This is a genomic window from Rhodococcus sp. GB-02 (assembly GCF_053470465.1).
Window position 1 is genome coordinate 569,188 of the sequence record NZ_JBPUKE010000002.1, and the last position, 25,436, is coordinate 594,623.

The 25,436-nt window shown below is 63.2% G+C and carries 28 protein-coding genes and 1 riboswitch; of the genes, 15 read left to right on the top strand and 13 right to left on the bottom strand.

Going from position 1 to position 25,436, the window contains the following annotated elements; translation table 11 throughout:
* Positions 1–151: 151 nt before the first annotated feature.
* Together sepH and ACSW29_RS15775 are read left to right on the top strand one after the other, a co-directional pair.
* Entirely contained in the window at positions 152–1,057 is a 906-nt protein-coding gene (gene sepH, locus ACSW29_RS15770; RefSeq protein ID WP_448277662.1) for a septation protein SepH, read from the top strand.
* A gap of 52 nt (positions 1,058–1,109) precedes the next feature.
* Positions 1,110–1,895, top strand: a complete 786-nt coding sequence (locus tag ACSW29_RS15775; RefSeq protein WP_448277663.1) for a DUF6928 family protein — start codon at positions 1,110–1,112, stop codon at positions 1,893–1,895.
* 22 nt (positions 1,896–1,917) lie between these two features.
* Here ACSW29_RS15775 and ACSW29_RS15780 read toward each other — a convergent pair whose 3' ends face one another.
* Genes ACSW29_RS15780 through ACSW29_RS15790 form a run of 3 tightly spaced genes read right to left on the bottom strand, consistent with a single transcriptional unit; the run spans position 1,918 to position 3,620 of the window.
* Positions 1,918–2,178: a DUF2537 domain-containing protein gene (locus ACSW29_RS15780; protein ID WP_230814517.1), complete on the bottom strand. Its 261-nt coding sequence runs from the start codon at positions 2,176–2,178 to the stop codon at positions 1,918–1,920.
* On the bottom strand, positions 2,175–2,981 hold the full coding sequence (locus ACSW29_RS15785) for a TrmH family RNA methyltransferase (RefSeq protein WP_230814518.1): 807 nt from the start codon (positions 2,979–2,981) through the stop codon (positions 2,175–2,177). Before ACSW29_RS15785 ends, ACSW29_RS15780 begins: the two co-directional genes overlap by 4 nt.
* A gap of 48 nt (positions 2,982–3,029) precedes the next feature.
* A complete protein-coding gene (locus ACSW29_RS15790; RefSeq protein ID WP_448277664.1) occupies positions 3,030–3,620 on the bottom strand; it encodes a TetR/AcrR family transcriptional regulator in 591 nt (196 codons plus the stop codon).
* A 70-nt stretch (positions 3,621–3,690) separates the two neighbouring features.
* Between ACSW29_RS15790 and ACSW29_RS15795 the strand changes: the two genes are divergently transcribed.
* Complete coding sequence (locus ACSW29_RS15795) at positions 3,691–4,239, top strand: hypothetical protein (RefSeq protein ID WP_448277665.1); 549 nt, start codon at positions 3,691–3,693, stop codon at positions 4,237–4,239.
* On the opposite strand, the gene ACSW29_RS15800 is transcribed toward ACSW29_RS15795, so the two are convergent.
* The 3 genes from ACSW29_RS15800 to ACSW29_RS15810 all read right to left on the bottom strand — a co-directional run bounded on the left by ACSW29_RS15800 (position 4,223) and on the right by ACSW29_RS15810 (position 7,587).
* Positions 4,223–5,530, bottom strand: coding sequence for an MFS transporter (locus tag ACSW29_RS15800; RefSeq protein WP_230814745.1), 1,308 nt, complete (start codon positions 5,528–5,530; stop codon positions 4,223–4,225). The two genes, ACSW29_RS15795 and ACSW29_RS15800, sit on opposite strands and share 17 nt — an antisense overlap.
* Before the next feature lie 105 nt (positions 5,531–5,635).
* Positions 5,636–6,067: a MarR family winged helix-turn-helix transcriptional regulator gene (locus ACSW29_RS15805; RefSeq protein WP_230814521.1), complete on the bottom strand. Its 432-nt coding sequence runs from the start codon at positions 6,065–6,067 to the stop codon at positions 5,636–5,638.
* Positions 6,068–6,132: 65 nt separating this feature from the next.
* Positions 6,133–7,587, bottom strand: coding sequence for an NCS2 family permease (locus tag ACSW29_RS15810; protein ID WP_003940242.1), 1,455 nt, complete (start codon positions 7,585–7,587; stop codon positions 6,133–6,135).
* 102 nt (positions 7,588–7,689) lie between these two features.
* On the opposite strand from ACSW29_RS15810, the gene ACSW29_RS15815 reads away from it, so the two are divergent.
* Together ACSW29_RS15815 and ACSW29_RS15820 are read left to right on the top strand one after the other, a co-directional pair.
* A complete protein-coding gene (locus ACSW29_RS15815) occupies positions 7,690–7,947 on the top strand; it encodes a DUF2530 domain-containing protein (protein WP_151531711.1) in 258 nt (85 codons plus the stop codon).
* A gap of 470 nt (positions 7,948–8,417) precedes the next feature.
* Positions 8,418–8,894: an ABC transporter substrate-binding protein gene (locus ACSW29_RS15820; RefSeq protein ID WP_448277666.1), complete on the top strand. Its 477-nt coding sequence runs from the start codon at positions 8,418–8,420 to the stop codon at positions 8,892–8,894.
* Here the strand turns inward: ACSW29_RS15820 and ACSW29_RS15825 are convergent.
* From ACSW29_RS15825 to ACSW29_RS15835, 3 genes are all read right to left on the bottom strand, one after another.
* Positions 8,884–9,435 (bottom strand): phosphatase PAP2 family protein, encoded by a 552-nt coding sequence (locus ACSW29_RS15825; protein ID WP_448277667.1) that lies wholly within the window; start codon positions 9,433–9,435, stop codon positions 8,884–8,886. The two genes, ACSW29_RS15820 and ACSW29_RS15825, sit on opposite strands and share 11 nt — an antisense overlap.
* A 6-nt stretch (positions 9,436–9,441) precedes the next feature.
* Positions 9,442–12,114: a sacsin N-terminal ATP-binding-like domain-containing protein gene (locus tag ACSW29_RS15830; RefSeq protein ID WP_448277668.1), complete on the bottom strand. Its 2,673-nt coding sequence runs from the start codon at positions 12,112–12,114 to the stop codon at positions 9,442–9,444.
* A 68-nt stretch (positions 12,115–12,182) separates the two neighbouring features.
* Positions 12,183–13,004 carry a DUF3027 domain-containing protein gene (locus ACSW29_RS15835; RefSeq protein ID WP_317828792.1) on the bottom strand — a complete coding sequence of 274 codons (822 nt, stop codon included), beginning with the start codon at positions 13,002–13,004 and terminating at the stop codon, positions 12,183–12,185.
* A 38-nt stretch (positions 13,005–13,042) separates the two neighbouring features.
* Here ACSW29_RS15835 and ACSW29_RS15840 point away from each other — a divergent pair, with 38 nt between their 5' ends.
* From ACSW29_RS15840 to ACSW29_RS15850, 3 genes are all read left to right on the top strand, one after another.
* Entirely contained in the window at positions 13,043–13,873 is an 831-nt protein-coding gene (locus tag ACSW29_RS15840; RefSeq protein ID WP_448277669.1) for a glutaminyl-peptide cyclotransferase, read from the top strand.
* A 69-nt stretch (positions 13,874–13,942) separates the two neighbouring features.
* Positions 13,943–15,637: an MFS transporter gene (locus ACSW29_RS15845; RefSeq protein WP_448277670.1), complete on the top strand. Its 1,695-nt coding sequence runs from the start codon at positions 13,943–13,945 to the stop codon at positions 15,635–15,637.
* A complete protein-coding gene (locus ACSW29_RS15850; protein WP_207624414.1) occupies positions 15,637–16,131 on the top strand; it encodes a DUF2771 domain-containing protein in 495 nt (164 codons plus the stop codon). Before ACSW29_RS15845 ends, ACSW29_RS15850 begins: the two co-directional genes overlap by 1 nt.
* An 87-nt stretch (positions 16,132–16,218) precedes the next feature.
* On the opposite strand, the gene ACSW29_RS15855 is transcribed toward ACSW29_RS15850, so the two are convergent.
* Entirely contained in the window at positions 16,219–16,632 is a 414-nt protein-coding gene (locus tag ACSW29_RS15855) for a cold-shock protein (RefSeq protein ID WP_007733502.1), read from the bottom strand.
* 215 nt (positions 16,633–16,847) lie between these two features.
* Here ACSW29_RS15855 and ACSW29_RS15860 point away from each other — a divergent pair, with 215 nt between their 5' ends.
* The 3 genes from ACSW29_RS15860 to ACSW29_RS15870 all read left to right on the top strand — a co-directional run bounded on the left by ACSW29_RS15860 (position 16,848) and on the right by ACSW29_RS15870 (position 18,535).
* Positions 16,848–17,075: a hypothetical protein gene (locus tag ACSW29_RS15860; RefSeq protein WP_003940194.1), complete on the top strand. Its 228-nt coding sequence runs from the start codon at positions 16,848–16,850 to the stop codon at positions 17,073–17,075.
* A 33-nt stretch (positions 17,076–17,108) separates the two neighbouring features.
* Entirely contained in the window at positions 17,109–17,498 is a 390-nt protein-coding gene (locus ACSW29_RS15865) for a YccF domain-containing protein (protein ID WP_003939919.1), read from the top strand.
* Between the two features lie 255 nt (positions 17,499–17,753).
* A riboswitch (cyclic di-AMP (ydaO/yuaA leader) is annotated at positions 17,754–17,963 on the top strand.
* Positions 17,964–17,971: 8 nt separating this feature from the next.
* On the top strand, positions 17,972–18,535 hold the full coding sequence (locus tag ACSW29_RS15870) for a transglycosylase family protein (RefSeq protein ID WP_230814530.1): 564 nt from the start codon (positions 17,972–17,974) through the stop codon (positions 18,533–18,535).
* Positions 18,536–18,617: 82 nt separating this feature from the next.
* On the opposite strand, the gene ACSW29_RS15875 is transcribed toward ACSW29_RS15870, so the two are convergent.
* Positions 18,618–18,806, bottom strand: coding sequence for a hypothetical protein (locus ACSW29_RS15875; RefSeq protein ID WP_019744939.1), 189 nt, complete (start codon positions 18,804–18,806; stop codon positions 18,618–18,620).
* Positions 18,807–18,866: 60 nt separating this feature from the next.
* Between ACSW29_RS15875 and ACSW29_RS15880 the strand changes: the two genes are divergently transcribed.
* Entirely contained in the window at positions 18,867–21,191 is a 2,325-nt protein-coding gene (locus ACSW29_RS15880; protein WP_347874495.1) for a helicase-associated domain-containing protein, read from the top strand.
* Positions 21,192–21,278: 87 nt separating this feature from the next.
* On the top strand, positions 21,279–21,404 hold the full coding sequence (locus tag ACSW29_RS15885) for a hypothetical protein (protein WP_007733507.1): 126 nt from the start codon (positions 21,279–21,281) through the stop codon (positions 21,402–21,404).
* Between the two features lie 425 nt (positions 21,405–21,829).
* On the opposite strand, the gene ACSW29_RS15890 is transcribed toward ACSW29_RS15885, so the two are convergent.
* Both ACSW29_RS15890 and ACSW29_RS15895 read right to left on the bottom strand, forming a co-directional pair.
* Entirely contained in the window at positions 21,830–22,480 is a 651-nt protein-coding gene (locus tag ACSW29_RS15890; protein WP_448277671.1) for a TetR/AcrR family transcriptional regulator, read from the bottom strand.
* A 54-nt stretch (positions 22,481–22,534) separates the two neighbouring features.
* Complete coding sequence (locus ACSW29_RS15895; protein WP_317828733.1) at positions 22,535–22,849, bottom strand: hypothetical protein; 315 nt, start codon at positions 22,847–22,849, stop codon at positions 22,535–22,537.
* Between the two features lie 215 nt (positions 22,850–23,064).
* On the opposite strand from ACSW29_RS15895, the gene ACSW29_RS15900 reads away from it, so the two are divergent.
* Positions 23,065–24,258: an LLM class flavin-dependent oxidoreductase gene (locus ACSW29_RS15900; protein WP_448277672.1), complete on the top strand. Its 1,194-nt coding sequence runs from the start codon at positions 23,065–23,067 to the stop codon at positions 24,256–24,258.
* Positions 24,255–25,334, top strand: coding sequence for an alcohol dehydrogenase catalytic domain-containing protein (locus tag ACSW29_RS15905; RefSeq protein WP_448277673.1), 1,080 nt, complete (start codon positions 24,255–24,257; stop codon positions 25,332–25,334). Before ACSW29_RS15900 ends, ACSW29_RS15905 begins: the two co-directional genes overlap by 4 nt.
* The last annotated feature ends 102 nt before the right edge of the window (positions 25,335–25,436 follow it).

Sequence of the window (25,436 nt, forward strand, 5' to 3'; positions counted from 1 at the left end):
GACGTCGTTTGCGCAAGACCTTGTGAGCTACCACACCGGCAGGCGGATGCGAGGTCATCTCGCCCTGCGTGTCCTGCCGAGTCCATGGTCACGAATGAATTACAGTTGAGCGCGGCGCAAAGTCGCGAGCCGGCGCGATAAGGAGGTCAATGTGCGAGAGCTTCGAGTGATCGGACTTGAACCCGATGGATCGCATGTGGTGTGCGCAGATGCTGAAACCGGCCAGAAATTCCGGCTTCCCGCCGATGACAAACTTCGTGCAGCTTCCCGCGGAGACGTGGCTCGACTCGGCCAGATTGAGATCGAAATGGAAAGCCAACTCCGTCCCCGCGAAATTCAGGCGCGCATTCGTTCCGGTGCTTCCGTAGAGCAGGTCGCCGAAGAAGCGAAGATCCCCATCAGCAAAGTCGAGCGCTTTGCGTACCCCGTTCTGCTCGAGCGTTCTCGCGCCGCGGAGATGGCTCAGGGCGGACACCCGGTGCGCGACAACGGCCCGACGGTTCCGACCCTCTCCGAAATCGTGACTCACGCATTCCGCGCCCGCGGCCACAGCATCGACGAGGCCACCTGGGATGCCTGGCGTGACGAGGACAATCAGTGGGTCGCCCAGTTGCAGTGGCAGGCCGGTCGCACCACCAACGCCGCACACTGGCGCTACCAGCCCGACGCGCACGGCGGAACGATCGTCGCACTCGACGACGCGGCATTCGACTTGATCGATCCCGACTTCGGTCGCCCGCTCCGCGGCCTGGTACCGGTGGTCTCGAACGAGCCGGAACAGCTCGAACTGTCCAGGTTCGACGTCGAACCTGTGGCGGAGATCGAGCCGGAGCCCGCAATAGTCCCCGAGCGGACGGTAGTGGCGGAACGGATCGTGGCGCCCGAGCCGATTGCCGTCGAACCGGAAACCGTCGTCGCCGAAGAGGTTCCCGAACCCGCACCGGATGTGACGCCGAAAACCGTGCCGCAACAGACGCAGACCAAGGACAAGCGCGGAAGGCCTGCTCTGCCCTCGTGGGACGACGTTCTTCTCGGGGTCCGCAGCAGCGGTCGCTGAGCCGAAGGAAAGTATTCTTCTTTCGAGCGAGGCTGAGGAGAGAGGGCTGCCGGTGGCTGCACGGGTGTCGACGATCTGGTTTCTGGGCGGCGCAGACGCTCGCACCGAATTGAGCAAGTACCCTCAGCCGGATCAGACAGAGGCGCTGAAAATCGCCATGTCGCTGTACCCGGACAAGGAGTTCGAATCCCTCGGGCCCCAGCCGTTGGCGATGGCCGCGACGGTGAGCCCCGGTTACGTCTTCATCGGCGCGTACAACCAGGTGAGCGTCGTGTGCAGCGCCGAACTCAGTACCTTCGTCCCCTCGAAACTGCCTGAGTCCTGGCACCTTTCGGCCTGGGGTGGTTCGACGCTGCTGATCAGCTCCGTCCCCGAAACCGCGCAGGGCTCGTTTGCACTGTGGGAGGACGGCGAGCTACGGCGCTCGTTCAGTGCCATCCCGATCGACATCGTCGAAAATGTGGGGATCCCACAGACCTGGGAACGGGAATTCTGGGCCGGCGATCATCCTCTACGCTATCCGCCTGGGATCCTGCCCGATCCACAGTCACTGCCGTTCCACCCGCAACAGTTCGCGGAGTCCGCCAACCTCGAGTGGCTGGGATTCCGATACACCGGCGCTCCGCGAGAACACGAACTGGACACGACGCAGATTCTCCTGTGGGGCTTCAAGATTCACCGCCCCGGCGAGGCGCCCAAACCTGCGCCACCAGTTTCCGTGTCGGTACCCGAGCAGGCACCGCCCGAGGTAACCATGCAAGAGAACATGCCGCCGATCCACGAATCACCGGCAGCCAAGCCGCGCAGACGCCTCGCCCGGTACTTCGGGTTCAAGTAGCGGCGAGCTGCCTCTCAGACGTTCACGCGGCTATCGCTGCGATCCACCCGAGCGGCACGCCGACAACTGCCCCGAAGACCACCCATCGCCAGACGGGAATCGCTCGCCAGCGCCACACGGTCGGCGCAAGTCCGCCTACCGCAATAAGATTGACGACAATCGCCAGGAGCACGTTTACGTTGCCCAGCGCGATGCAGAACGCCGCTACGGCACTGGTCGAGAGCATCGCGGCGAATACCGACACCGCGATTCCGGTGAACCAGGGAGTGCGGTCCTGAGTCACTGGCCGGTCCTCACACGTTCGTAGAAGGCCATCGCCGCTGCGGTCGCGACGTTGAGCGAATCGGTGCCTGGTGCCATCGGTATCTTGGCGCGAATGTCGGTGGCGCGCATCGCATGTTCGGTCAGTCCTGGCCCCTCGGCGCCCAGGAGTAGCGCCACCTTCTCCCCGGTCATCGCTTCGGCCAGAGTGACAGCCTCCGGGTTCGGGGTCAAGGAGATGAGCTGAAAACCGTTGCCACGCAGCTCCTCCAGGTCGTACGGCCATTTCGCCACATGCGCGAAGGGCACTCGCAGCACGTGCCCCATCGACACGCGGACCGAGCGCCGATACAGCGGGTCGGCACAGCCCTTCCCGAACAGAACGGCGTCGACGCCGAGCCCCGCAGCGTTACGGAACATCGAGCCGAGGTTCTCGTGATCGTTGACGCCTTCGAGGATCGCTACCGTCTTCGCGTCCTTCAACACGTCCGAGACCGCGAGCGGTGCCGGACGTGCCGCTGCAGCGAGGACGCCACGGTTCAGGTGGAATCCGACGACCTCGGCCATCACTTCGGCGCTCGTACGGTAGAACGGCACGTCCACCCCATCGAGGTCGTCAGCCAACTCCACGAGCCGTCGTTCGACGCCGAGGAGACTGATCGGCTCGAACCGCGAGGTCAGCAGCCGCTGGGTGACGAACACTCCCTCGGCGATCACCAACCCCTTGCCCTCCGGCAGGTCAGGGCGTCGATCCGAGGAGTTGAGATCGCGAAAGTCATCCAGCCGGGGGTCGGCGGGATCTGAGATGTCGATGACGTGAACCACGGGTCTATCGTGCCGTACGCACCGCGAGCTCCCGTCAGTACTCCCGATCTAGCGCAGCAGTGTGGCGAAATGCGCGTCGAGCACCCGGCTGATCACGTCCTGATTGGTTCGGTCGGGATTGTCGACGCCGTGCGACGCGAGCCCGTCAGCCACCGCATGCAATCTCATCGCCTCGATCTCGACCGAGGCGCCCGGCCGTAGAAATCCCGCTTGGTCCACTGCTTCGACGAACGAAAAGAAGTGTTCGAACAAAGTCCGATCCGTCTCGTCACGCACCGCCGTCAACGCCGGATCGGTCTGAGCGGCAGCAGCAAAGGCCTCCCAGACCTGCATTTCTTCACGCCGGTCTTCGTCGAGGGGAACGAACTGATCGGTGAACTGACGGATCGCGCGGCGGATGTCGGGGTCAAAGTCGATGCCGGCAATCCTCTTCTCCACCCGGACAGTCACGAGCGTCATCGCGAACAGCAAGAGTTCGGACTGCGTGGCGAAGAAGTGACGTAGCGAGCCCGTCGACATCTTTGCCTCGTCCGCGACGGCCCGGACGCTGGCGCTCGCGACACCGTCGCGTCGAATCACACGCCAGACAGCCTCGGCGATCTCTTCTCGTCGCTCGTCGGGACTGCTTCGTTTCACCACTTCACAAAACTAACACAACTGTGCTAGTTTTCCATCACTAATACAGTCGTACTAGAAATGAGCTGATGTCATGATCGTCCACTTGATCATCGCGTGCGAAATCATGTTCTGGGTGTTCATCGCCGCCGGTCTCACCGCCCGCTATCTGCTGCGCCGCAAGACACTGGGCGCCGCGCTGCTCATCTGCGCTCCCCTGGTGGATGTCGTACTGCTCGTCGCCACCGCCCTCGATCTTCGTGGCGGTGGCGAGGCGAACTTCACCCATGGGCTTGCCGCGGCCTACATCGGATTCTCCGTTGCGTTCGGACACAGCCTCATCTCCTGGGCCGACGCCAGGTTCGCCTACCGATTTGCCGGTGGCCCAACGCCCGTGGCACCGCCCAAGTACGGGAGTGCGCGGGCCCTGCGCGAATGGCGCGAGTTCGGCAAAGCCGCGATCGCCTGGGCGATCGCGTGCGGGCTTCTCGCCGCCGCCATCTTCCTCGTCGACGACCCCGCCCGTACGGGGGCCCTCGACGGATGGATCAGCAAGCTGACTGTGGTGCTGGGAATCTGGGGAGCAATCGCATTGAGCTACACGGCATTTCCCAAGCGTGAGAAGGTCATGGCGCGCGGCTAGCCTCGACTGCCTGTTCGGTCGCATCGCACACGATCACCGGGCGCAGGACGAACACCGGCAGCCTGCCACCGTCTTCCGGTCGCGCGAGCCGAAGTTTCAGCCCTTCGCTACGTAGCAGGTACACCCCGGCCACAGTGCCCGAGACGAGCGAGATCACTCCGCCCACGATCAGGGGTGCACGTGGGTCCACGGAGTCGGCGAGCCAACCCAGCAGCGGACTTCCCAGCGGTGTGCCACCGAGGAAACTGAGCATGTAGATGCCCATCACCCGCCCGCGCATCTCGGAGGGGACCGACATCTGCAGGATGTTCATCGCGGACGTCGTGAACGTCAACGTCAGTGCGCCCGTGGGAATCAACATCAGCGCCACCAACGCGTAGGTAGGCATCAATCCCACCGCGACCTCGAACACGCCGAAAGCCACGGCGGCACCGAGGAACGTTCGCAGTCGCGGCGCTTCCTTGCGCCTTGCGGCATACGCAGCGCCGGCAAGAGTTCCGACGGCGAGCGTCGTCGACAGGAGTCCGTAGCCGTCTGCCTCGAGACCGAACGTGTTACGCGCCATCACCGCCAGGCTGATCGCGAAGTTCAGTCCGAACGTCGAGACCATGAAGACGGACACCATGATCACCCGAAGGTCCTTGCGGCCCCACACATATCGGAACCCGTCGCGCACCTGCCCCTTGGTACGCGGAGCCGGTTCGGACGGGATCAACTCCTTCTTGTTCATGAGGTAGAGCGCGATAAGCACCCCACCGAACGTCGCGACGTTGAGCAGGAACACCCACCCGGTACCGATCAGGTTGATCAGAACACCCGAGATGGCCGGGCCGACGATGCGGGCCGTGTTGAATGTCATGGAGTTGAGCGCGATGGCGTTGGAAAGGTGCTCCTTGCCTACCATTTCGATAGTGAACGACTGACGCACCGGTGCGTCGAGCGCCGAGACACAGCCGAGTGCAAAGGCAATCAAGAAGACGTGCCACAACGCGACCAGCCCGCCGACGTCCAACACACCCAGTACGAGCGCGCACACCGCACTCGCCCACTGCGTGAAGATCAGGATCCGACGCTTGTCGTACCGATCGGCCAGCACACCGCCCCACACAGAGAGGAACAGCGTCGGGCCGAACTGCAAGGCCATGACGATGCCCACCGCCAACGCGTTGCCGTCCGAGAGCGTCAGTACCAGCCAGTCCTGGGCGATGCGTTGCATCCACGTGCCGACCAGAGAAACGATCTGTCCGGAAGCCCAAAGGCGGTAGTTACGGTTGTGGAGCGCGGCAAACATGCCGGAATCGGGATCTCGGGGCACCACACCATCTTGCCCCTCGAGTAATTCGTTTGGGCAACGACCTCTATGTAGCGGAGCTACGCGACCTATGGCATTGCGGAGCTACTCCGTCTTGTTGACCATCTCTGTGATGATCTCGACAGCCCCGCGCAGCGTCGCGAGTTCTTCGCCACCCAACCCCGCCAGCTGCTCGTTCATCCACACTTCACGCGCATGGGTCTCGTCCGCCAGCAACGCCTGCCCGGCGTCGGAGAGGTTGACGATGATCTGACGACCGTCAGTGGGATGCGGCGAACGCTCGACCAAACCGAGCTCGGCGAGAGAAGCAACAACCCGCGTCATCGACGGCGGCTGAACCTTCTCACGTGCTGCGAGTACGCCAGGAGTCATCGGGCCGTACTGATCCAGGCTCGCCAAAGCGGACAGTTGCGTCAGCGATACCTGAGCGTCGACTCTGCGGCCGCGCAGATGCCTGGTGAGACGCACTACAGCCAGGGAAAGATCGCTGGCCAGCGCACGAGTTTCGGTGGTCACGCGTCAGACAATACGTCACGAGCTGGCCGGTAGCTCACGTAATCGAATACCGGTCAACCCCGATTTCACGTAAGCGCGTCGGTAATGGGTCCGACAGTGAAGTAGGCCACAAAAAGTGCCGCCACGATCCACAGCAACGGGTGGATTTTCTTGATACCACCGCTGGCAGCGTGCAGGACCACCCACGAAATGAAGCCGACGCCGATGCCGTTGGCGATCGAGTAGGTGAACGGCATGACGATCATGGTCAGGAACGCCGGGAGTGCCACCGAGAACTTGGTGAAATCGATGTCTCGGACCTGTCCGATCATCAGCGCACCGACGACGACGAGGGCAGGCGCAGCTGCCTCGATCGGCACAACGGAGTACAGCGGCGTCAGGAACATCGCGACGAGGAAGAGCAGTCCGGTGACCACGTTTGCCAGACCCGTGCGGGCGCCTTCGGCGATACCCGACGCGGATTCCACGAACACGGTGTTCGACGACGCCGAAGCGCCACCGCCGACGATCGCGCCCGCGCCTTCGACGACAAGCGCGCGACCGACGTTGGGGAGGTTTCCGTCCTTGTCGGTCAGGCCGGCTTCCTTACCGAGACCCGTCATCGTGCCCATGGCGTCGAAGAAGTTCGCGAGTACGAGGGTGAAGACAAGCAGGCTGGCGGCCAGAACACCGATGCGGGTGAATGCGCCGAAGATGCTGACGTCGCCGACCAGGCTCAGATCAGGCATACCGCCGAGCATCTCCGGGATCGCGGGGATGCTGAGGTTCCAGCCCTTGGGGTTGGTTCCGAGCGAGGGTCCGACGTCAGCGACTGCCTCGATGATCGCGGCGAGGATCGTCGTGACGACGATGCCGATCAGCAGTCCACCACGAACCTTGCGCACGACCAGAACACCCATGAGCAGGACACCGAAGATGAACACCACGGTCGGCCACGAAGCGATGGAGCCGTTGATTCCGAGTCCGACGGGAACCGTCGTACCGGCGGCGTCGGGGATACGGCGGACGAACCCGGCGTCGACGAGCCCGATGAAGGCGATGAACATGCCGATACCGGCCGCGATCGCGGACTTCAATGCCGAGGGAATCGCATTGAACACCGCAGTTCGGAAACCGGTGAGTGCCAACAGAACGATGATCACGCCGTCGATGACCACCAGGCCCATCGCCTCGGGCCAGGTGACCTGAGGTGCGATGGTGACGGCGAGCAGGCTGTTGATGCCGAGACCCGCGGCGATGGCAAACGGATAGTTGGCAACGACACCGAAGACGATGCTCATCAGGCCGGCAACCAGAGCGGTGACCGCAGCCACCTGGTTGACCGGAAGGATGTTGCCGAGAACGTCGGTCTTCGCTGCGGCGTCGTCAGCCGAGAAACTGCCGAGGATCAGGGGGTTGAGGACCACGATGTAAGCCATCGCCACGAAGGTGACGACACCGCCGCGAATCTCGGTCGAGATCGTCGACCCTCGTTCGCTGATCTTGAAATAGGTGTCGAGGATCTTGCCGGGTGCCGCCATGTTTGTTCTTTCCCCATCGCTGTAGGTCGCCGTGTGCCGGCGCACATGAAGCCGGTCGCACTAGGGAGAGTAGGCCACCGGGGTACGGGTAGCGTTAATTTTGTGACGGAGACTCGCAACACAACCAGCCTGATCGGCAAATTGTCCGCACCCGCGCCGGCACTGATCGTCGGCACCGCGTTGTGGGTGGTCGCCACGATCGTGGTCGCGGTGAGCGGCGATCGTTGGTCGGATGCACTCCCGATCTGTTACGCGGGCATCGGAGTCGGTTTCCTCGGTTTCGCTCTGTTCTCGATCCAACGGCGCGCAGCCGTACGCGGCGACAAGGGCGCGCAACAGGGCGCCGGTCTGGTCGACTGAGCGGGTCGATTCACCCCTTCAGTATGGTAAGCCTACCCTGCACTTTTGTGCGGATCCCGGCTTGCCGCCGCTGAAAGGAAACACGCCACCGTGAGGATCTCCCTCCGAAATCGTCGGAAAAGCCTCGACCGTAGTAAAAGCCGAGGACTGACGTCCGTTGCCCTGGTCGGCACAGCACTCGTCTCCTGCGGATCGGGCGACGACGACGCGACAAATAGTTCGTCGACTTCCGGAGGCGGCGCCTTCCCCGTCACGATCGATCACGCCTTCGGCAGCACCACGATCGATTCCGAACCACAGCGGATCGTCACCGTCGGCTACAACGATGAGCACGCTCGGGCTCTACTCGAGCATCGACAAAGACCTGTACAGCACACTTTCCGCGATCGCCCCCCACCGTTGCGAAGGATCCGGCCTACGGCGACTACGCAACCCCGTGGCAGATCACGACCAAGACCGCGGCAAAGGCAGTGGGCCGCGAAGCCGACGGCGAGAAGTTGGTCGCCGACATCGACAAGCAGTTCGCCGACGCGAGAAGCGCTCACCCCGAATTCGCGGATCAGACCGCGGTGATCATCAGCGTCGACACGACTCCGGAGTTCTACGCCTTCTCCTCCGAGGATGCCCGCGGACGGATCCTCGGCAGCCTCGGATTCAAACCTGCTCTCGCGGTCGAGGCGTTGATGAACGGCGAGTTCTACGCTCCGATCTCCACCGAACGACTCGATCTCCTCGATGTGGACCGTCTCGTGGTCATCGGCAATCCCGATGCCGCCCAGGCGGTCCGGAACACTCTCGGCTTCCAGCAACTCGACGTGGCCAAGAACAACCGTGTCGTTTACGTCAACGACGATCAGGCCCCGCAGGTCGGCGCTGCTCTGACCGCAAGCTCAGCGCTGAGCTTGCCTTGGGCTACAAGCGAATTACTCGCCGAACTTACGAAGTAACCGGCGTCCGGCGCGCCTTGATCTGCGCAGTTCCCCAAATCCAAACTCCGGCCCACATCATCCCGAACGCCCAACCTGCCAGAACGTCGGTCATCCAATGGGCAGCCAGGTAGACGCGGGAGAATCCGACGGCGATCATGTACAGGCCGAGGCTCGCGAACATTACCAACTTCGCGAGCCTCGGCAGGACAAGCCGAAGAATCACGGCGGCAACCGAAGTCGCGAGGATCGCGCTCATCATCGCGTGGCCCGACGGGAACGAATACGAATCGATTTCGATCAAACGCTCCGGAACGGGTGGACGGGTTCGGGTGAAGATGCGCTTCAATCCGCTCATCACGAGTAGTCCGGTCAACATCGACCCGGCGATCAACAGAGCTTCGGTGCGCAGCCCTCGAACCAGAAGCACGATCGTCAGCAGCGTCGCGATCAGCCACGACGCGAGTGTTCCGCCACTGTCGGTGATGACGTCGACCACGTCCACGAGCCACGCCGCCCGCTGACTCACTGCGCTGTCGAGCACCCACTGATCAAAAGACATCTGTCCTCACATTCCTTGCGGCAGTGTCCACGTGCGCATCACGTGATGAACGCCGTCCGAGTCCACCCACCACGGCACGGTCACTGTCGCCTCCACTGCTCCTGTCAGTTCCACCGACAGTTCGTGATGGATCACTACCTCGCCGGCGGGAACCTCACGGCCGAGGGCTGCGAAGCCGAGAACTGCCTGTGGTTCGTTCGCCCAAGTCGTGACGACGCCGGCACTCCTCACTCGTCCGTGAACGGATGCAGACGCCGTTGCGATGTCGAGGAGATCCGCCAGTGCGTCGGCCGTCTCGAAGCTGCCGAGCACCACTCGTTGCGCAGGCAGTGCCGCTCCCAGCCATGGCCGGTCGAGAACAAGAGCGTCGCCGGGATCCACCAGGTCACCGGAAAGACCGCGTACGAATGGCGGTAGGCGCAGTTCCTCGAGGTCGAGAACCCGTCGCTGCGCTGCCTCACCCAGTAGTCGGTGCGTCCGCGCAACGACGGCGGAGGCCGGCATCCGTAGTGGGTCGGCAAGCCGATCGAGCAGCAGCTGAGCCAGTTCCGGATCGTCGACGGTATCCGATGCCAGCAGTCCGGAAAAGAATCCGGCGTCGGGGTGTTCGGCAGCGTCGAGCAATCCTTCGAAAGTGCGATCGCCCGGAGCTCGCAGCAGCCCCAGAACCTCACCGCCCAGTTCCGCATTCGAACGCAACCACCACGCCGTGTATCCGCGGCGGTCGACGAGCAGCGCCCGCGTCGCCGGCGACTCGACCAGCAGCGACAACGCCTGAGCCCAGCGGTCTTCGTCCACGAGATCGAGATCGCGCACGGCTTCGATGTATTCGGGATCCTCGTCGAGGGTGTCCCACCATGCGTCTTCGGCGTCGAGATCGTGATCCGGGCCGGACGGCAATTCCTCGCGGACCACAGTGAAGCCCCACCCGACACCGACTACCCGAAGTGCCTGCTCCCCCACCTGCTGCACGAAATCAGCGTCGACTGTGCCGAAGGGAGAATCCTCGACCAGGACACCCGCGAGGGGAGCCCCCGGAAGCAGAAGCTGGTCGGCGGAACGCAATTCTCCCTCCGAATCAGGAAGCAGCACTTCACCGATCCATGACGGCAGCGCCCCCGGCGCCACGTGGGCCGCCAATCCGAGCACCACCTGCGCCAAGTCCGTCACTACCGAATCATCCTGATCCGCAGCATCTTCGATCAATGCGCGCAGCGCCGGATCGGACAGCAGGTCGGTGGCACTCGCGGTCTGTGCTCCCAATCGAGACAGCAACGGGTGAGCCGCGACGGGATGAACCAACCTCGTCCACTGCACCGACGGTGCGTCTTCACCCAGTTCGACGCCGACGACGACGGTCCGTGGACCGGTCACGATCCGTCCGTCGGATAGTGGAACCGGCAGCGTTCCAAGTTCTTCCACCGCAAGAGTGTCGATCACCAAGGGCTCGAGGGCCGCATAGAGTCGATTCCACCAACTCGGTTCACGTTCGAGTCCACTGAGCAGTTCCGCGATGCGCGCGAGCCCGATGCGGTGCGTCGACACCGCCGCAAGTGCTCGCTCGTGCTTGGGGCCGGAGAGTTCGGGGACAACCAGTCCGCCGATGATGTCGGTGAGCAAATCGGCGAGTTCGTCACTGAGCCCGGGAACCACGGATGCTCGCTGCGGCGCCCGGTCGGGTTCACCGACCACCGGAAGCCACTCGTTCTCCTGCAACTCCTTCAGAAGCGCTTCGCGCAGAAGCGAATCCGTTTCACTTCGGGCGAAGGCAGGAATCGGGACGAGCGCCGTGCGCTGCCGGGACGGCAGTGCGGCAAGGAACTTCGCGTATCCCTCGGCGAGCGGAGCGATCGGCGCAGCGGGCATGATGCGTCGGCGATCGGGTTGCATCGCTATGTCGGCGATGACGATCGCCGGGATCGACAGCTCCTCGTCGGATCGCGTCGGGGCACGCAGGACGTCGTCGGACACCGGCTCGACGATCCCGTCGTGGACCGGTACCAACCATCGTGCGTTCGGCGCCGAGTACTGCCACCACGTACGGTCTCCGATCGCTATCTCCACGAGACCGGATTCCAGCACTCGTTCCGATCGCTGAAAAGTCTTCTCACCCAGACGAATAGATCCGAGGGCCGGGAGTTCGAGCAGCAAGTCGACGGCCTCGCGCGTCATCTGCCCAAGCAGCGCCGCGGCATCGACATCCGGCCGCAGAGTCAGCACCACTTCTGAATCGGCACCGTCGCTGGGCAATTCGACCGAGGGCCACACCAAACGGAGTACGGGGACACCGGTTTCCGGCACGGGAAGTTCGTGAGACTCGATCTCGCGCAGGGTTTGCGAGGCGGAGAACCGAATCGATCCCGTCGACGAGCGCAGTTCCACCTCGTCACTGACCGAGAGAACTGCCGAGAATCCGACGCCGAACCGACCCGTGACGCCTTCGTCGGCATCGACCTTGTTCGACGCTCGCAGCGCCGTGAGCGCGTGCACGCCGGATTCGTCCAGCGGACGGCCCGTGTTCGCCACGGTCAGCGTCTGACCGTCCAGGTCCACCCACAAAGAGCCTGCGATGCCCTCACGTGCAGCCGCATCGGCAGCGTTCTGTGCCAACTCGGTGAGCAGACGGTCGCGGTACCCGGCCTTCGCGAGATCGGATTCAGCAGCCGCGTCTTCACGCAATCGCGTCGGAGATTCCGACCACGCGCGCAGCGTCGCTGCCCTGAGTGCGTCCGTGCCGAACGGATCTTCTACTCGGTGGATACCGAATCCTCAACTGCAACAACGCTCGACGGGCGAGCTGGCGCCGCAATCAGCTCGACTGCTCCGTCGTCGAATGCGTCGAACTGCGGCGAACCCGCACCGAGCGGCAAGCTGGTGTCCGAGTGCGCGCCACAACCGTAGGACACGCTGACCACACGACCGTCTGCGGAGAGTTCGTTGCCGCACACGCCGAACGCTGCGTGCAGCGAACCGGCGAGCGGAAGGAAGAACCCACACAGCCCACACGTCGACGGCGCGGCCTTCGCCATTTCCGACTCCGGGCCGAAGTCACCGTCGAACCAACGCTGTGCGGCATCGAGTCGGCCCTCGAGGCTCATGACCTGTTTGCGGCCGAGCCCGATTTCGAGAGCTACCTCGTCGACTTCCGGGTCACCGGTGGCGACGTAGCCGGGAACGAGGCGAGGATCCTCGGCCGGCGGAGCCAACAGGTCACCGACGGAGAGATCGCCGGGACGAATCCGCTGATCCCATGGCAGCCATTCCGGCGCAACCAACGCGTCGGGACCTGGCAACAGCGCCAACTCACTGACCGTGGCGTGGGTGTCCTCCGGTCCGGCAGCGACGACAACCGCCCACTGCCAACCGCGGTATCCCGGAATGTCTGCTGCAAATCGATGGGTGGCGGCAAATTCGTCCTCCGACGTCACGCCGAGGTATGCCCCCACACCGCCTTCATGCAGGTCGACGACTGCCGTTCGGGCAAGCTCGACCGCATCGGCCAGTACTGGGCGCGGCACTGCACGCTCTGGAGAAGTAGCAACACTCACTCCTCCAGTTTGCCGCACCACCGCAAGTCCGCAACGCACTGGGCTGCCATGCTGGGCAGATGGGTAGGTCACACGCCAATTCCGTGCGCAGTTTCGCAGCGGTCGCCGTGATCGCGTCGGCGCTGACGGGGTGCTCCGATTCCCCCAGCGCTCCCGACAACCTCACGACCGAAACCGGCTCCGTCGAGATCGTTCGAGTGTCCGCGCATGACCCCGACGCGTTCACACAAGGCCTCGAGATCGACGGAAATCGTCTCTACGAAAGTACCGGGCGCGTCGGCCGGTCCTGGGTCCGCTCGACTGGGATCTCGGACGAGCAGGCTCCCGCTTCGGGACCGGAAGTCGCACGTGCCGATCTCGACCCGCCGTTGTTCGGTGAGGGCATCACGGTCGCCGGAGACACACTGTGGCAACTCACCTGGAAAGACGGCGTTGCCATCGCCCGTGACAAGGACACCTTGATCGAACGCGGGCGGTTCCCACTCGACACCGAGGGATGGGGAGTCTGTTCGCTCGGGGATCGGCTGGTCTCCAGCGACGGTTCGGCCACGTTGACCTTTCGCGATCCCGAAACCTTCGCGTCGATCTCCACGATCGACGTCACCAGGTCTTCGGAGTCCGTCGGCAAACTGAACGAACTGGAATGCGCCGAAGACGGCTCCGTCTACGCCAATGTCTGGACCACGGACACCGTCGTCCGGATCGACCCGTCGGACGGCAGCGTCATGAACGTGTACGACGCGTCGCTGCTCCGCGAAGAACTCGTCACGGACGGATCGACCAGTACCGTCGACGTTCTGAACGGCATCGCGCAGATTCCCGGTACCGATCGATTCCTGCTCACCGGTAAGTATTGGCCGCAGATGTTCGAAGTCCGTTTCGTTAACTGAGTCCGACATGACACAGGACTCGCAGGGGTGTGCGTGGTAGCCGCGCCGACACTAGGACAGAATTGAGTGGTGACCGGACCGCGCGAACCCTACGACCCCGAAACTCGGCGAATCCACGACGAGCCGGAGGGGCAACAGGTGCACCCCGGTTACGACAATTACCCACCCGCGGCCCGCCAGGACACCTACCCGCCTTCGGCCCGTCCCGCGGCCCGTCGCACGCCTTTGCCGCCGCTGCATCCGATCCCGGAATCACGGGGAGACTCGGATTCCGCGTCCGGTTCGAAGGCACCGGGTGCGGACGCTCCCAAGGCTCCCCCGATGCCTCGCAAACTCACCGTCACCCGCGTCGCAGCGATGCGCAGCCGTGAACTGACGAACAAGGGCATCGCGACCTTCCAGCGCGCAGCGAAGGCCGACGGCGCGGACAAGTCCGGCCTGACCGCTCTCACCTACGCGGTGATGACGAACAATGCCACCGACGCGGCCATCTCCGTCGCCCTCGCCAACACGCTGTTCTTCTCGGCCGCGACGGGCGAGGACAAGACCAAGGTCGCGCTGTATCTCCTGATCACGATCGCGCCGTTCGCCGTAATCGCGCCGCTCATCGGTCCGATGCTCGACCGCTTGCAGCGTGGCCGCCGAATCGCGCTCGCGTCGTCGTTCGGAGTCCGGACGCTCCTCGCGGTGATCCTGGTCTTCAACTTCGACAGCTGGATTCTGTATCCGGCCGCGCTCGGCATGATGGTGCTCAGTAAATCGTTCTCGGTACTCAAGAGTGCGGTGACTCCACGCGTGCTACCACCGGAAATCGACCTGGTGCGAGTCAATTCGCGTCTGACGGTCTTCGGGTTGATCGGTGGAACGATCGGGGCCGGCGCTGTCGCGGGTGCGCTCGCCCTCGCTTTCGGTTCCACCGGCGCCTTGTGGTTCGCGGTTGCCGTCACTGTCTTCGGCGCATATCTGAGCATGCGAATCCCGTCGTGGGTCGAGGTCACCGAGGGCGAGGTTCCCGCGACAATCACTTACCACCCGGACGAGGCACATCACGCCGGCAGCGCCCCACCACAGCCGAACGCGAAACCGGCCAAGGTCCGTCAGCCTCTCGGACGGGCAGTGATCATCGGACTCTGGGGCAACGGAACCATCCGAGTGCTCACCGGCTTTCTGACGCTCTACATCGCGTTCGTCGCCAAATCACGTACCGATCACGAGCCACTCCAGCAGGCCATGATGCTCGGATTGGTCGGCGCAGCCGCCGGTCTGGGTAACTTCGCCGGCAATGCCGCGGGCGCTCGCCTCAAGCTCGGCCGGCCCGCGTTGATCGTGCTTCGGTGCACGGCCTCGGTATGGATCATCGCCGTGATCGCCGCTCTGACGGACAACCTGATGACCGCCGCCCTGGCCACGCTCATCGCTTCCGCCGCCAGCGCCCTCGCCAAGGTCTCGCTCGACGCATCACTGCAGCACGACCTGCCCGAGGAATCGATCGCGTCCGGATTCGGCAGATCCGAGACGGTTCTGCAGTTGAGCTGGGTACTCGGCGGCGCATTGGGGGTTCTGCTTCCGACCGAATACTGGATCGGGTTCACTGTTGTATCGGTGTTCCTGACGATCGGGCTACTACAGACCTTCCTGAGCTACCGAGGAAACAGCCTCCTGCCCGGCCTCGGCGGGAAGCGACCCGATCTGGCCGAACAAGAAGTGACCGAAGTGATTTACACCGGTAAATCCAACCGAGGACAAGGAAGTACTCCGCAGTGATGATGCGCTCGAGAACAAAGAAGATCGTGGCAGCGATCAGTGTCCTGATGGTGGTGGCACTGGTTGCTTACGTCTCCGTTCTTTTCGTGATCATCAAGAACATCAACGACGACCCCGACAAGCTGCCGGTCATCACTGCATACGCACACGGCAAGACGATCGAGACCAACCCTGCCGGGTTCTGCACCATCGATCTGTCCCAGTGCGCCCAGGTGGGCGACATCTACGCACTCGACGTTCCAGCGGGCTATCCGTTGCAGCTGTCGTTGTCGACGGACGTCTCGGATGCGCAGTGGGCATTGCTGGCCGTCTACGAGGATGCCGACGGCAACCAGACCGGCGAGCCCCGAGTCTTCGAGCCCGGTGAGGCCTTGGCCGTGACGGTCGAATCTTCGAGCGATCCCGTCAAACAACTCGTCGGCGTCGAAATCCACCTCGCCGTCGGTGAGGGAAGCGAGCAGGGACTGCTGATCTGGTCGATCAAGACCGCCTGATCCCCGGACCATGAAAATGCCCTGTACACCGATTGGTGTGCAGGGCATTTTGTCAGCAGCTGTGTACGGCAGCTCGTGTCGAAGCGATCAGGTGTCGAGCTCGCGCGCGACGGCCCGGACGACCTCGGAGATCCGCTGAGCGGTCTTGCGGTCCGGGTACTTGCCGTTGCGCAGATCCGGCTGGACCTTCGCCTCGAGCAACGTGATCATGTCCTCGACCATGCCGTGCAGCTGGTCAGGGGTGTGCTTACGCTCGACGGGCTCACGACGCGTCGCCGTAGCGCCGCGCAATGACGGCGCCGGCTCGAGCACCTTCAGGCTCAGCGCCTGCGGACCGCGGCGACCTGCAGCCATGCCGAACTCGACGCGCTGGCCGGCCTTCAAGCCCTCGACGCCCTCGGGGAGAGCGGAAGCACGGACGTAGACGTCCTCGCCCTCTTCCTGCGACAGAAAGCCGAAACCCTTTTCGACGTCGTACCACTTCACCTTGCCGGTCGGCACCGCGTTCACCTGCTCATCACTCGACTGGGGCATCTGCCCCAATGTGCTCGGGAGGCTCTCGAAAGAGCCTCATGGCCTTGCTCGCATCGCTTCCGGTGGAAGAATGCAAAAGAACGCGCCCCACACTTGCTTCAGCGGGGCGCGCAGTCTGTTAACAGTCTACCTGTGACGAACCCGGGTCGGCACCCAGGTTTACAGGCACTATCCTCGTACGTGTGGACCCTCAACCGAACCCGCGCACTTCCGGCACCGGAAACGGTCTGTTCCGTACTGCGATGGCACTGTTCATCGTCGGATTCCTGGCAATCGTGGCCATCTTCGCGGTCCACATCTTCAGCGACACTCCGCCCGGCCTGGCCTTGTACCTCGTCGCACTCGCATGCCCGATCGGCTTCCTGCTCGCGATCGTCTACACGCTGAGATCCGGTCGACGCGTGCGCTGATCTCTCCCGCCTCCTACCGAAAGGTCACTGACCATGAGAATCCTCCTGAACGTGATCTGGCTGGTGTTCGGCGGCTTCTGGCTGGCATTGGGTTACTTCGCCGCAGGCATCATCTGCTGCATCCTCATCATCACGATTCCCTTCGGAATCGCAGCGTTCCGCATCGGCATCTACGCACTGTGGCCGTTCGGTAAGACCGTCGTCGACAAGCCGACCGCCGGTGTCGGTTCGATGATCGGCAACGTCATCTGGGTGATCATCGCCGGCATCTGGTTGGCGATCGGACACATCGTCACCGCCGTCGCAATGGCAATCACGATCATCGGAATTCCGCTCGCGGTCGCGAACCTGAAGATGATTCCGATCTCGCTGATGCCGCTCGGCAAGGAGATTGTCGACGTGGACCGCGTCAATTACGCATAGCCGTCGAATCCATCCCTGTAACGATGTGACCTTGATCACATTACGGATGGATAACAGAACGGACACAACCGGACATTCACTGAAGCACCCCCACCTACCTGGGAAGAGTCTCCTGCGCTTTGTGTGACGGGTTGTACGTCTTTCGCCACGCCGCGTTATCAAATGGTGACACGAGGGACGCGAGCCGTTACCGTCGTTTTCGGCCGGGAAACTCGGCCACCTCCGGCCCGCCGCGCCAAGCCTTGTCCCGCGGGTACCGGACTTCCGACAGAGCATTCCAGGGACGAGGACGGGGGACCCAAAGTCCTCTGTGAGAACAGAAAAGTTCTCCAGTGGACACCGGTTCGGTCGCAAGACCGAATCTTGGGGTGAAGCCAGACCCTTTCCAGCCAGGAAAGGCGAGGCCGGGCGACCTCTCAGCCCGAACCCGACAGCTGACCTCGCAGGCGCGTGTGGAGAGGATTTCGACCATCATGAGCGGACGCCATCGCAAGCCCACCACCACCGGCCGCACTGTCGCCAAGGTCGCCGTCACCGGCGCCATCATGGGCGTAGCAGGAATTGCAGCCACCGGAACCGCAAACGCTGCCCCCGACTCCGACTGGGATCGTCTCGCCCAGTGTGAGGCCGGCGGAAACTGGGCCATCAACACCGGCAACGGTTACCAGGGCGGATTGCAGTTCTCCCCCAGCACGTGGAACGCACACGGCGGCGGACAGTATGCAGCCACCGCAAACCAGGCCTCTCGCGAGCAGCAGATCGTTGTTGCCGAGCGTGTTCTTGCAAACCAGGGTTGGGGCGCATGGCCCTCCTGCTCCTCCAGCCTCGGACTGAGCAGCGGCGCCACCGAGCGTTCCGCTCCAGCCACCACGGCTCCTCAGGCAGCTCCGGCTCCGGCTCAGCAGGTCGCTCAGACCGTTGCGCACCCGGTTGCCGACGCCATCGATCAGGCAATCGCGTTCGCCAAGGCCAACGGCATCCCGGTCGACCCGCAGATCCTCGCAGCCGCAGACACCGCGAAGACGTTCCTCAAGTAACACCGGCAAGACTGTCCGCTCGGACGCTCGAACTAGAGAAGGCCCGCACCGAATCGGTGCGGGCCTTCTTCTTGTCGAGTTGTTATCGGTTGATGACTGTGTGCGGGTGTACGTAAGGGAGTGACTCCACCGGAACCGGAAAGGTGGTGTCCTCGCCGAAGGGTGAAAGTCCACCTGCACGGGTCGATGACAATTCGGTCACTGCGTGATCTCCGTCTGCAGTTTCCGGCCATCCTGGATCTACATAGTGTTGCTTCGAATTGTTGGCCACGAAGTCATTTTGACAGGACGCCGTTACGCCGTACAGACCAGGTCTCTAATCTGATACCTGATGACCGAAACACGTGGCACCCCGGCGGGCAGTTCCGCAGCCGAAAGTCTGACCGATTGGCTCTCGGCGCGCAGTGACGCCGAGTTGACGGAGTTGCTGCGTCTGCGCCCCGATCTGGCCGTGCCACCGCCGAGCACGATGGTGGTTCTCAGCGGTCGGGCGCAGCAACGCGCGTCGGTCAGCCGAGCGGCCGACGAGCTCGACACCCTCGATTTCGGTCTTCTCGAATTGTTGGCACTCGGTGGCGCTGAGGAAACTCCGATGACTCGGGCGGAACTCAACAGTGCAATCGCCGACCGCGCACTGACCGGCAAGGGCAAGGTCACCAAGAAGGCCGTCGACAAGTCGCTGTCGAAGATGCGCGAGTCCGCCCTCATCTGGGGTGTCGATCCCATCAGCGTCGTCCCGGCAGTCATCGGGATGATTCCCTGGCGTGTGGGTCGTGCCCTCGAACCTGCCGAGGCGATGTCCGAGACCGAGATCTCGGCGGCCCTCGACGCTCTGGACACCCGAGAACGGGATCTCCTCGAGACTCTCGCCAACTCCAGCCCGATCGGCCGCACCCGCGACGCTGCCCCTGGAACGCCGCCCGAGCGCCCGGTTCAGCGACTGCTGGCAGCCGGCCTGTTGCGGTGGCTCGACGAGCAAACCGTCGAACTCCCGGCGACGGTTCGTCAGGTCATCCGCGGCGAGCCGGTTTTCGATCCGACGACACTGACCGCACCGGTCATCGGGGGCGACAAACTCAAACCGGCGGACGTGAACGCCGCAGCAGCCGGCGAGGCGCTCGAGTTGGTACGCCAATGCGAGAACGTGATCGCAGTTCTGGGAGCAGCACCGGCCCCCGCCCTGCGAGCCGGTGGACTCGGCGTTCGAGAACTACGACGTGTAGCCAAAACTGCCGATCTCGACGAAGCGCGTGTGAGCCTGCTTGTCGAATTACTCTCCGCAGCCGGACTCATCGCGAGCGGAACGCCCGACCCGGCGCCGATCTCGGACAACGCGGACGAATACTGGACGCCCACACTCGCCGTCGACGGCTGGCTGAACGCGTCCACAGCGCGACGGTGGGAGGTCCTGGCGTCCGCCTGGGTCGATGTACCGCGTGTTCCGTGGATGATCGGGCTGCGGGATTCCACCGACAAGCCGATCGCGGCACTGTCCGAGGAGGGCCGGGCACCGGCGGCACCGCGAGATCGTCAGGCCATTCTGGGGCTGCTAGCCGAACTCGACAGTGGTCAGACTGCGTCGGCCGTCGAGGTCAGTCGGCTGTTGGCGTGGCGACGTCCGCGGTGGAGCGGACGCCTACGGACCTTCGCGATCGAGCGGACTCTGGACGAGGCCGCCGCACTCGGACTGGTAGCCCGCGGCGCTTTGTCGTCACCGGGACGAGCATTGCTACACGGCGGGGACGCCGAAGCCGAAATGCAGTCCGCGCTACCCGACCCGATCGACTACATCCTGGTCCAGGCAGATCTGACTTTGGTTGCGCCCGGCCCGCTCGTACCGGATCTGCTCGAGCAGGTGAGCCTGGTCGCGGACATCGAGTCGGCAGGATCGGCCTCCATGTACCGCATCAGCGAGGACAGTGTGCGTCGTGCTCTCGACGCCGGTCTGACGGCCACCGAACTGCATGCCATGTTCGCCTCGAAATCGAAGACACCTGTCCCCCAATCGCTTTCGTATCTGATTGACGATGTTGCACGTCGGCACGGACGACTGCGCGCCGGGGTCGCAGCGTCGTTCATCCGGTGCGAGGACGCATCACTGTTGGCGGAGGTACTCGCATCGGCGGTGGCCGAGTCCCTGGCATTGCGCGCGTTGGCTCCCACGGTCGCGATCTCCCAAGCCCCGCTACGCGAGGTCCTGGCCGAATTGCGCGCAGCCGGATTTGCGCCGGCCGGCGAAGACTCCTCGGGAACGCTGGTCGATCTTCGCCCACGCGGGGCTCGCGTACCGAACCGTCGCAGCCGACCGGCGTCGAGAATGCCTGCGAGCCCGTCGGCGGATCAGCTGGCGTCGTTGGTACGCACGATGCGTGCGGGCGACCGCGCTTCCGCCCCCGGCCGTGGCGGCGTTCGAACGGACGGTTCGCGCGAGAACAACGCTGCCACCATCGCCTTGCTGGCCACGGCGGCACGAGACAATTCCAGCGTCAACATCGGCTACGTCGACGCTCAGGGGGTCGCGACGCATCGCATCGTCGACCCCGTCAGCGTGGGCGGCGGACAGCTGGACGCCTTCGACCCGGCAAGCGGCGCGGTTCGCCGTTTCACGTTGCACCGCATTACTTCCGTCAGCCCCGTCGACTCCGGAAAAAAGTAGCGAAAAAGAAGCAACTGGCATTTTTCTGTAAATGAAGTATGGTCGAGGTCAGTTTGTGATTGCCACTTCGAAAAATGAGGAGCGACAATGGCTGACAAGGCGCCGGGTAAGAACATGAAGAAACCCGCCCAGTCGATCAAGGAACGCCGCGCGGAAAAGCGGGCGAAAACTGCGGAGTCTTCCGAGTTCATCCGTAAGCGGAAGCGGAGCTGACAGCAAAGTCCAGAGGAAGACGAGCTGACTGCGAAGCTGACCAATGCCTACCTCCACCGACACCCTCGTGCACCTGCACGAAACATTCAACCTGTTCAAGTCGCGTAATCGAGGAACTGACGCACGCTCGCGCGGCTACGCAGCGGGCATGACTCTCGCTTCACTCTGCGTCCTCGACGAACACGCTCGGCAATCCGGAATACTTCTATCGGATTTACCGCAGAAAGAGAATCAACCATCGTGAAAAGAACAATCCACACCCTGGACCGTATTCAAACGAGACTCGAATCGGAGCTTGATTCCACTCCGGGTGATTCCGAAAAGAATATCGGTTATCGGTCCGGAATTTCCGAAGCTATTACTCATGTAATGGAAATGCGGAAGTCAGTGGTCGCACAGAAATAGGAGGCGCATCGATTAGGCGCTCACCCCAATAACTGCCGCACACCACCCACCAGAAAGACGACCTGGTCCTCGTAGAAGTCGGCAAGCCGCTCCGGCGCGAGCGGCTTGCCACTTCCGCTCCAATCGTCCGCCCGGCTCAACGCCTGGAGGAAGCCCATCAAGGCAATCGCCCAGCGAGTCTCGAGCCTTTCCGGATCGGTAGCAGGAAAGGTACGACGGACCTGTTCGAGAAGATGATCACGCAGGTGCAGTTCGGTCGCTTCAAGGGCTGGATGGCCCGGTCGCGACATCTGCGGCTGCGAGATCTGCGTGACGATTCTGATCCATCGCATTCCCCGCGTGCGATGGCGAAGGAGCATTGCCTTGTAGGGCGCAGTGACGGCCCGTACCAGCGCCTCGACCGTCGGCGGCGTCTTGTCGGCGGCGAGGGCGTCCACGTTCGCGCTGATCTGATCTCGCACCGACGTTCCCATGTCCAACAGCACCGCGGCGACCAGATCGTCCTTGGTTCCGAAATGGTAGTGGACTGATGACGGCCCGAGACCGGCCGCGGCGTTGACCGAGCGCAGCGAAACTGCATCCAATCCCTCTGTCGCGAAAAGCCGTTCAGCAGTTTTGAGCAAACGCAGACGCGTCGCGTCGCCTTGACGGTTCTGCCGGGAGTCGGTCATACGAACGAGCTTCGCACGGGCTCGACAAACGTCTCCACAATGGTGAACGCAGAGTCAGAGTGATTCACGGTGTGCTCGCACCCTGTTGTCGCGATCGACCCAGCCGTGGGCGCGTGCGTAGTCCACCATCGCCGAGAACTTCTGCCTCCACTCGGTGTTTCCGATCCGGGCCGCGACGGCTTGCTCCAGGTGAGCAATGTCGAGCCAGATGTGATCGTCCTCGAGTTCCCCCCACGGTTCCAATACCCGACTCAGAGTCTCGGATCGATCGTCGCCGCCAACGACGACGACCGAGAGACTGGTGAAGTCGTCGACATTATTCAGTTCGACGGTCGAGGAGGTGGGGGTGATTATGACGTCCAGTTGCATGACCTCTTCAACGCTCCTTCTCAAAATCCTGGTTCAGTTGATCGACTTGTAACAACGATAACCGACGTCACTGCGCCAGATGGCGTTGAACTACAAGTGATTACAAACGTCCCACTGTGCGGGAGGCTCAACTTATTGGATCAGTTGATCCATGTTAGACATCTCAACCAGAGCGAGTGATCCAAATCACTCCCCTGTCGACAGGAGATGTCATCGTGTGGTCCGCATCGTCCATCCGCTTCGGAGCCTTCCTCGCCCCATACCATCCGCTCGACGCCGATCCCGCCCTGCAACTCAGACGCGATATCGACCTCATGACACACCTGGACCACCTCGGATTCGAGGAAGCGTGGATGGGTGAGCATCATTCGACCGGTGCCGAGATCGTGCCTGCTCCGGACATGTTCATCGCGGCCGCCGCAGAGCGGACCGAGCGTATCCAGTTCGGCACAGGTGTGACGTCCCTGCCCTATCACCACCCACTGATCACGGCCGACCGCATCACTCAGCTCGATCTGCAGACCCGCGGACGGCTCATCTTCGGCACCGGCCCAGGCAAGATCCCCCTCGATGCGCACATGATGGGCATCAACCCGCCGGACCAGCGTCGTCGCCAGGGCGAAGCGCTCGAGGCCATTCTCGCGCTGCTCCGCGGCGAGGTCGTCAACATGGAAACCGACTGGTTCACGTTGCGTGACGCACGCGCACAGCTGCCCACCTATCGTGCGGACGGCATCGAGACCGTGACAGCGTCGACGATTTCACCCAACGGTTCGGTGCTCGCCGGAAAGAACGGGCTCTCCCTGCTCTCACTCGCGGCGAGTTCACCCAGCGGATTCGACGCACTGGACCGCAACTGGGATGTGTACGAGAAGGTCTCGGCCGAGCACGGCCACCGCGCCGACCGGGCGACGTGGCGTGTGGTCAATCCGATGTTCATCGCCGAGACCCGAGCCGAGGCCGAGCGCGCCGTGAGCCGACGGATCGGATCGATGGCCTCCTACGTGAATCGACAGACCGGCCAGAGCCCGGCCTGGGCAGATACACCTGCCGGAATCATCGACCAGTGGCGCAACGACACACTCGGCGAGTTCGGTCAGGCGATCATCGGTACGCCCGAAGATGCGATCGCTCAGATCGAGCGTCTGATCGAGAAGACAGGAGGGTTCGGCACGTTCCTGATCCTTCACGTGGACATGGCGAGCTGGGAGGACACCAAACGCAGCTACGAATTGTTCGCCTCCGAGGTGGTCCCGCACTTCCGGAAGCGGAATGTCGGACGTCAGGCGAGCATGCAGTTCGCCGAGGACAACCGCGAATACCTGATCGGCGGGCTGGTCGGAGCGATCACCAAAGCCCATACCGACTACTACGGCCAACCAGCCGAGACGGGAGCCGTGCGCGCATGAGGGCCGTCCGATTCCAACAGGGAGAATTCGCCGTCGCCGAGATGGCCGACGCGCCGCCGTTGGCACCCCATCAGATCCGCGTCGACGTCGTCGCCTGCGGAATCTGCGGCAGCGACCTGAGCATGTCGAAGGACCCGTGCCGATTCGTCGAGGTCGCACACAACGGTGGCTACCCGCTCGCCACCTTCGATCCAGACGCACCCGTGGTGCTGGGTCACGAATACGCGGGTATCGTCTCCGAGACCGGTTCTGCAGTAGACGATTTCATGATCGGTGATCGGGTGGCCGGCATCGGCTTGGCCACCGACACGGCTACCGGAATACCGACGATCATCGGTTACTCGAACGAATACCACGGCGCGTTCGGCGATCACATCGTTGTCGACGCATTCTGGGTTCGCAAGGTTCCCGACCATCTGTCACTCGAGCACGCCACACTGGCCGAACCTCTACACGTCGGCGAGATGCATCTCCAACAGTCCGGCCTCACCTCGGCCGATTCAGCGCTCGTCGTCGGTTGCGGGACGATCGGACTGGGTGCCATCGTCGCTGCGAAAGCGAGAGGGGCACAGATCGTCATCGCGTCCGAGCCCTCCCCCAAACGCCGCGAGCTCGCCAAGAAGATGGGTGCGGACATCGTCGTCAACCCCTTCACACAGGATCCGATCGAACTGTGGAATCAGATGGTCGCCGAAGGCAACCCGCTCGTGGGCCAGGCCGCGAACGGCATCCTGATCGCCTACGAATGCAGCGGCCGGGCGGGGGTCATCGGCGAACTGATGCGCACCCTGCCGTTCAACTCGCGGATTCAGGTCCTGGCTGCGCCGTTCGGCGACGAGACCATCGTTCCCGTCATCGGTCAGTTCCGAAGGATCTCGATCAACTTCGGTCATGGCCCCTACGAGAACGCGTACGACATCACCCTTGCTCGGTTGGCCGCCGGCGAGATCGACGCCGAAGCGATCATTACCGGCCGTGTCGGGCTCGACGGAGTCTCGGATGCTTTTGCGGCTCTTCGCGCACCCGACGAGCACGTGAAGATCCTCGTCCTGCCCGCCGCAGGTCGTCCGGAATAGCGGTTGGTCCTGCCCTGTTGACGTAGGGGTGCCCGAACTCGGGCACCTCTACTTCTGGCTGTGCGAGCGTCGCATGTTGGCGTTGCGCTCCGATACCAGGAC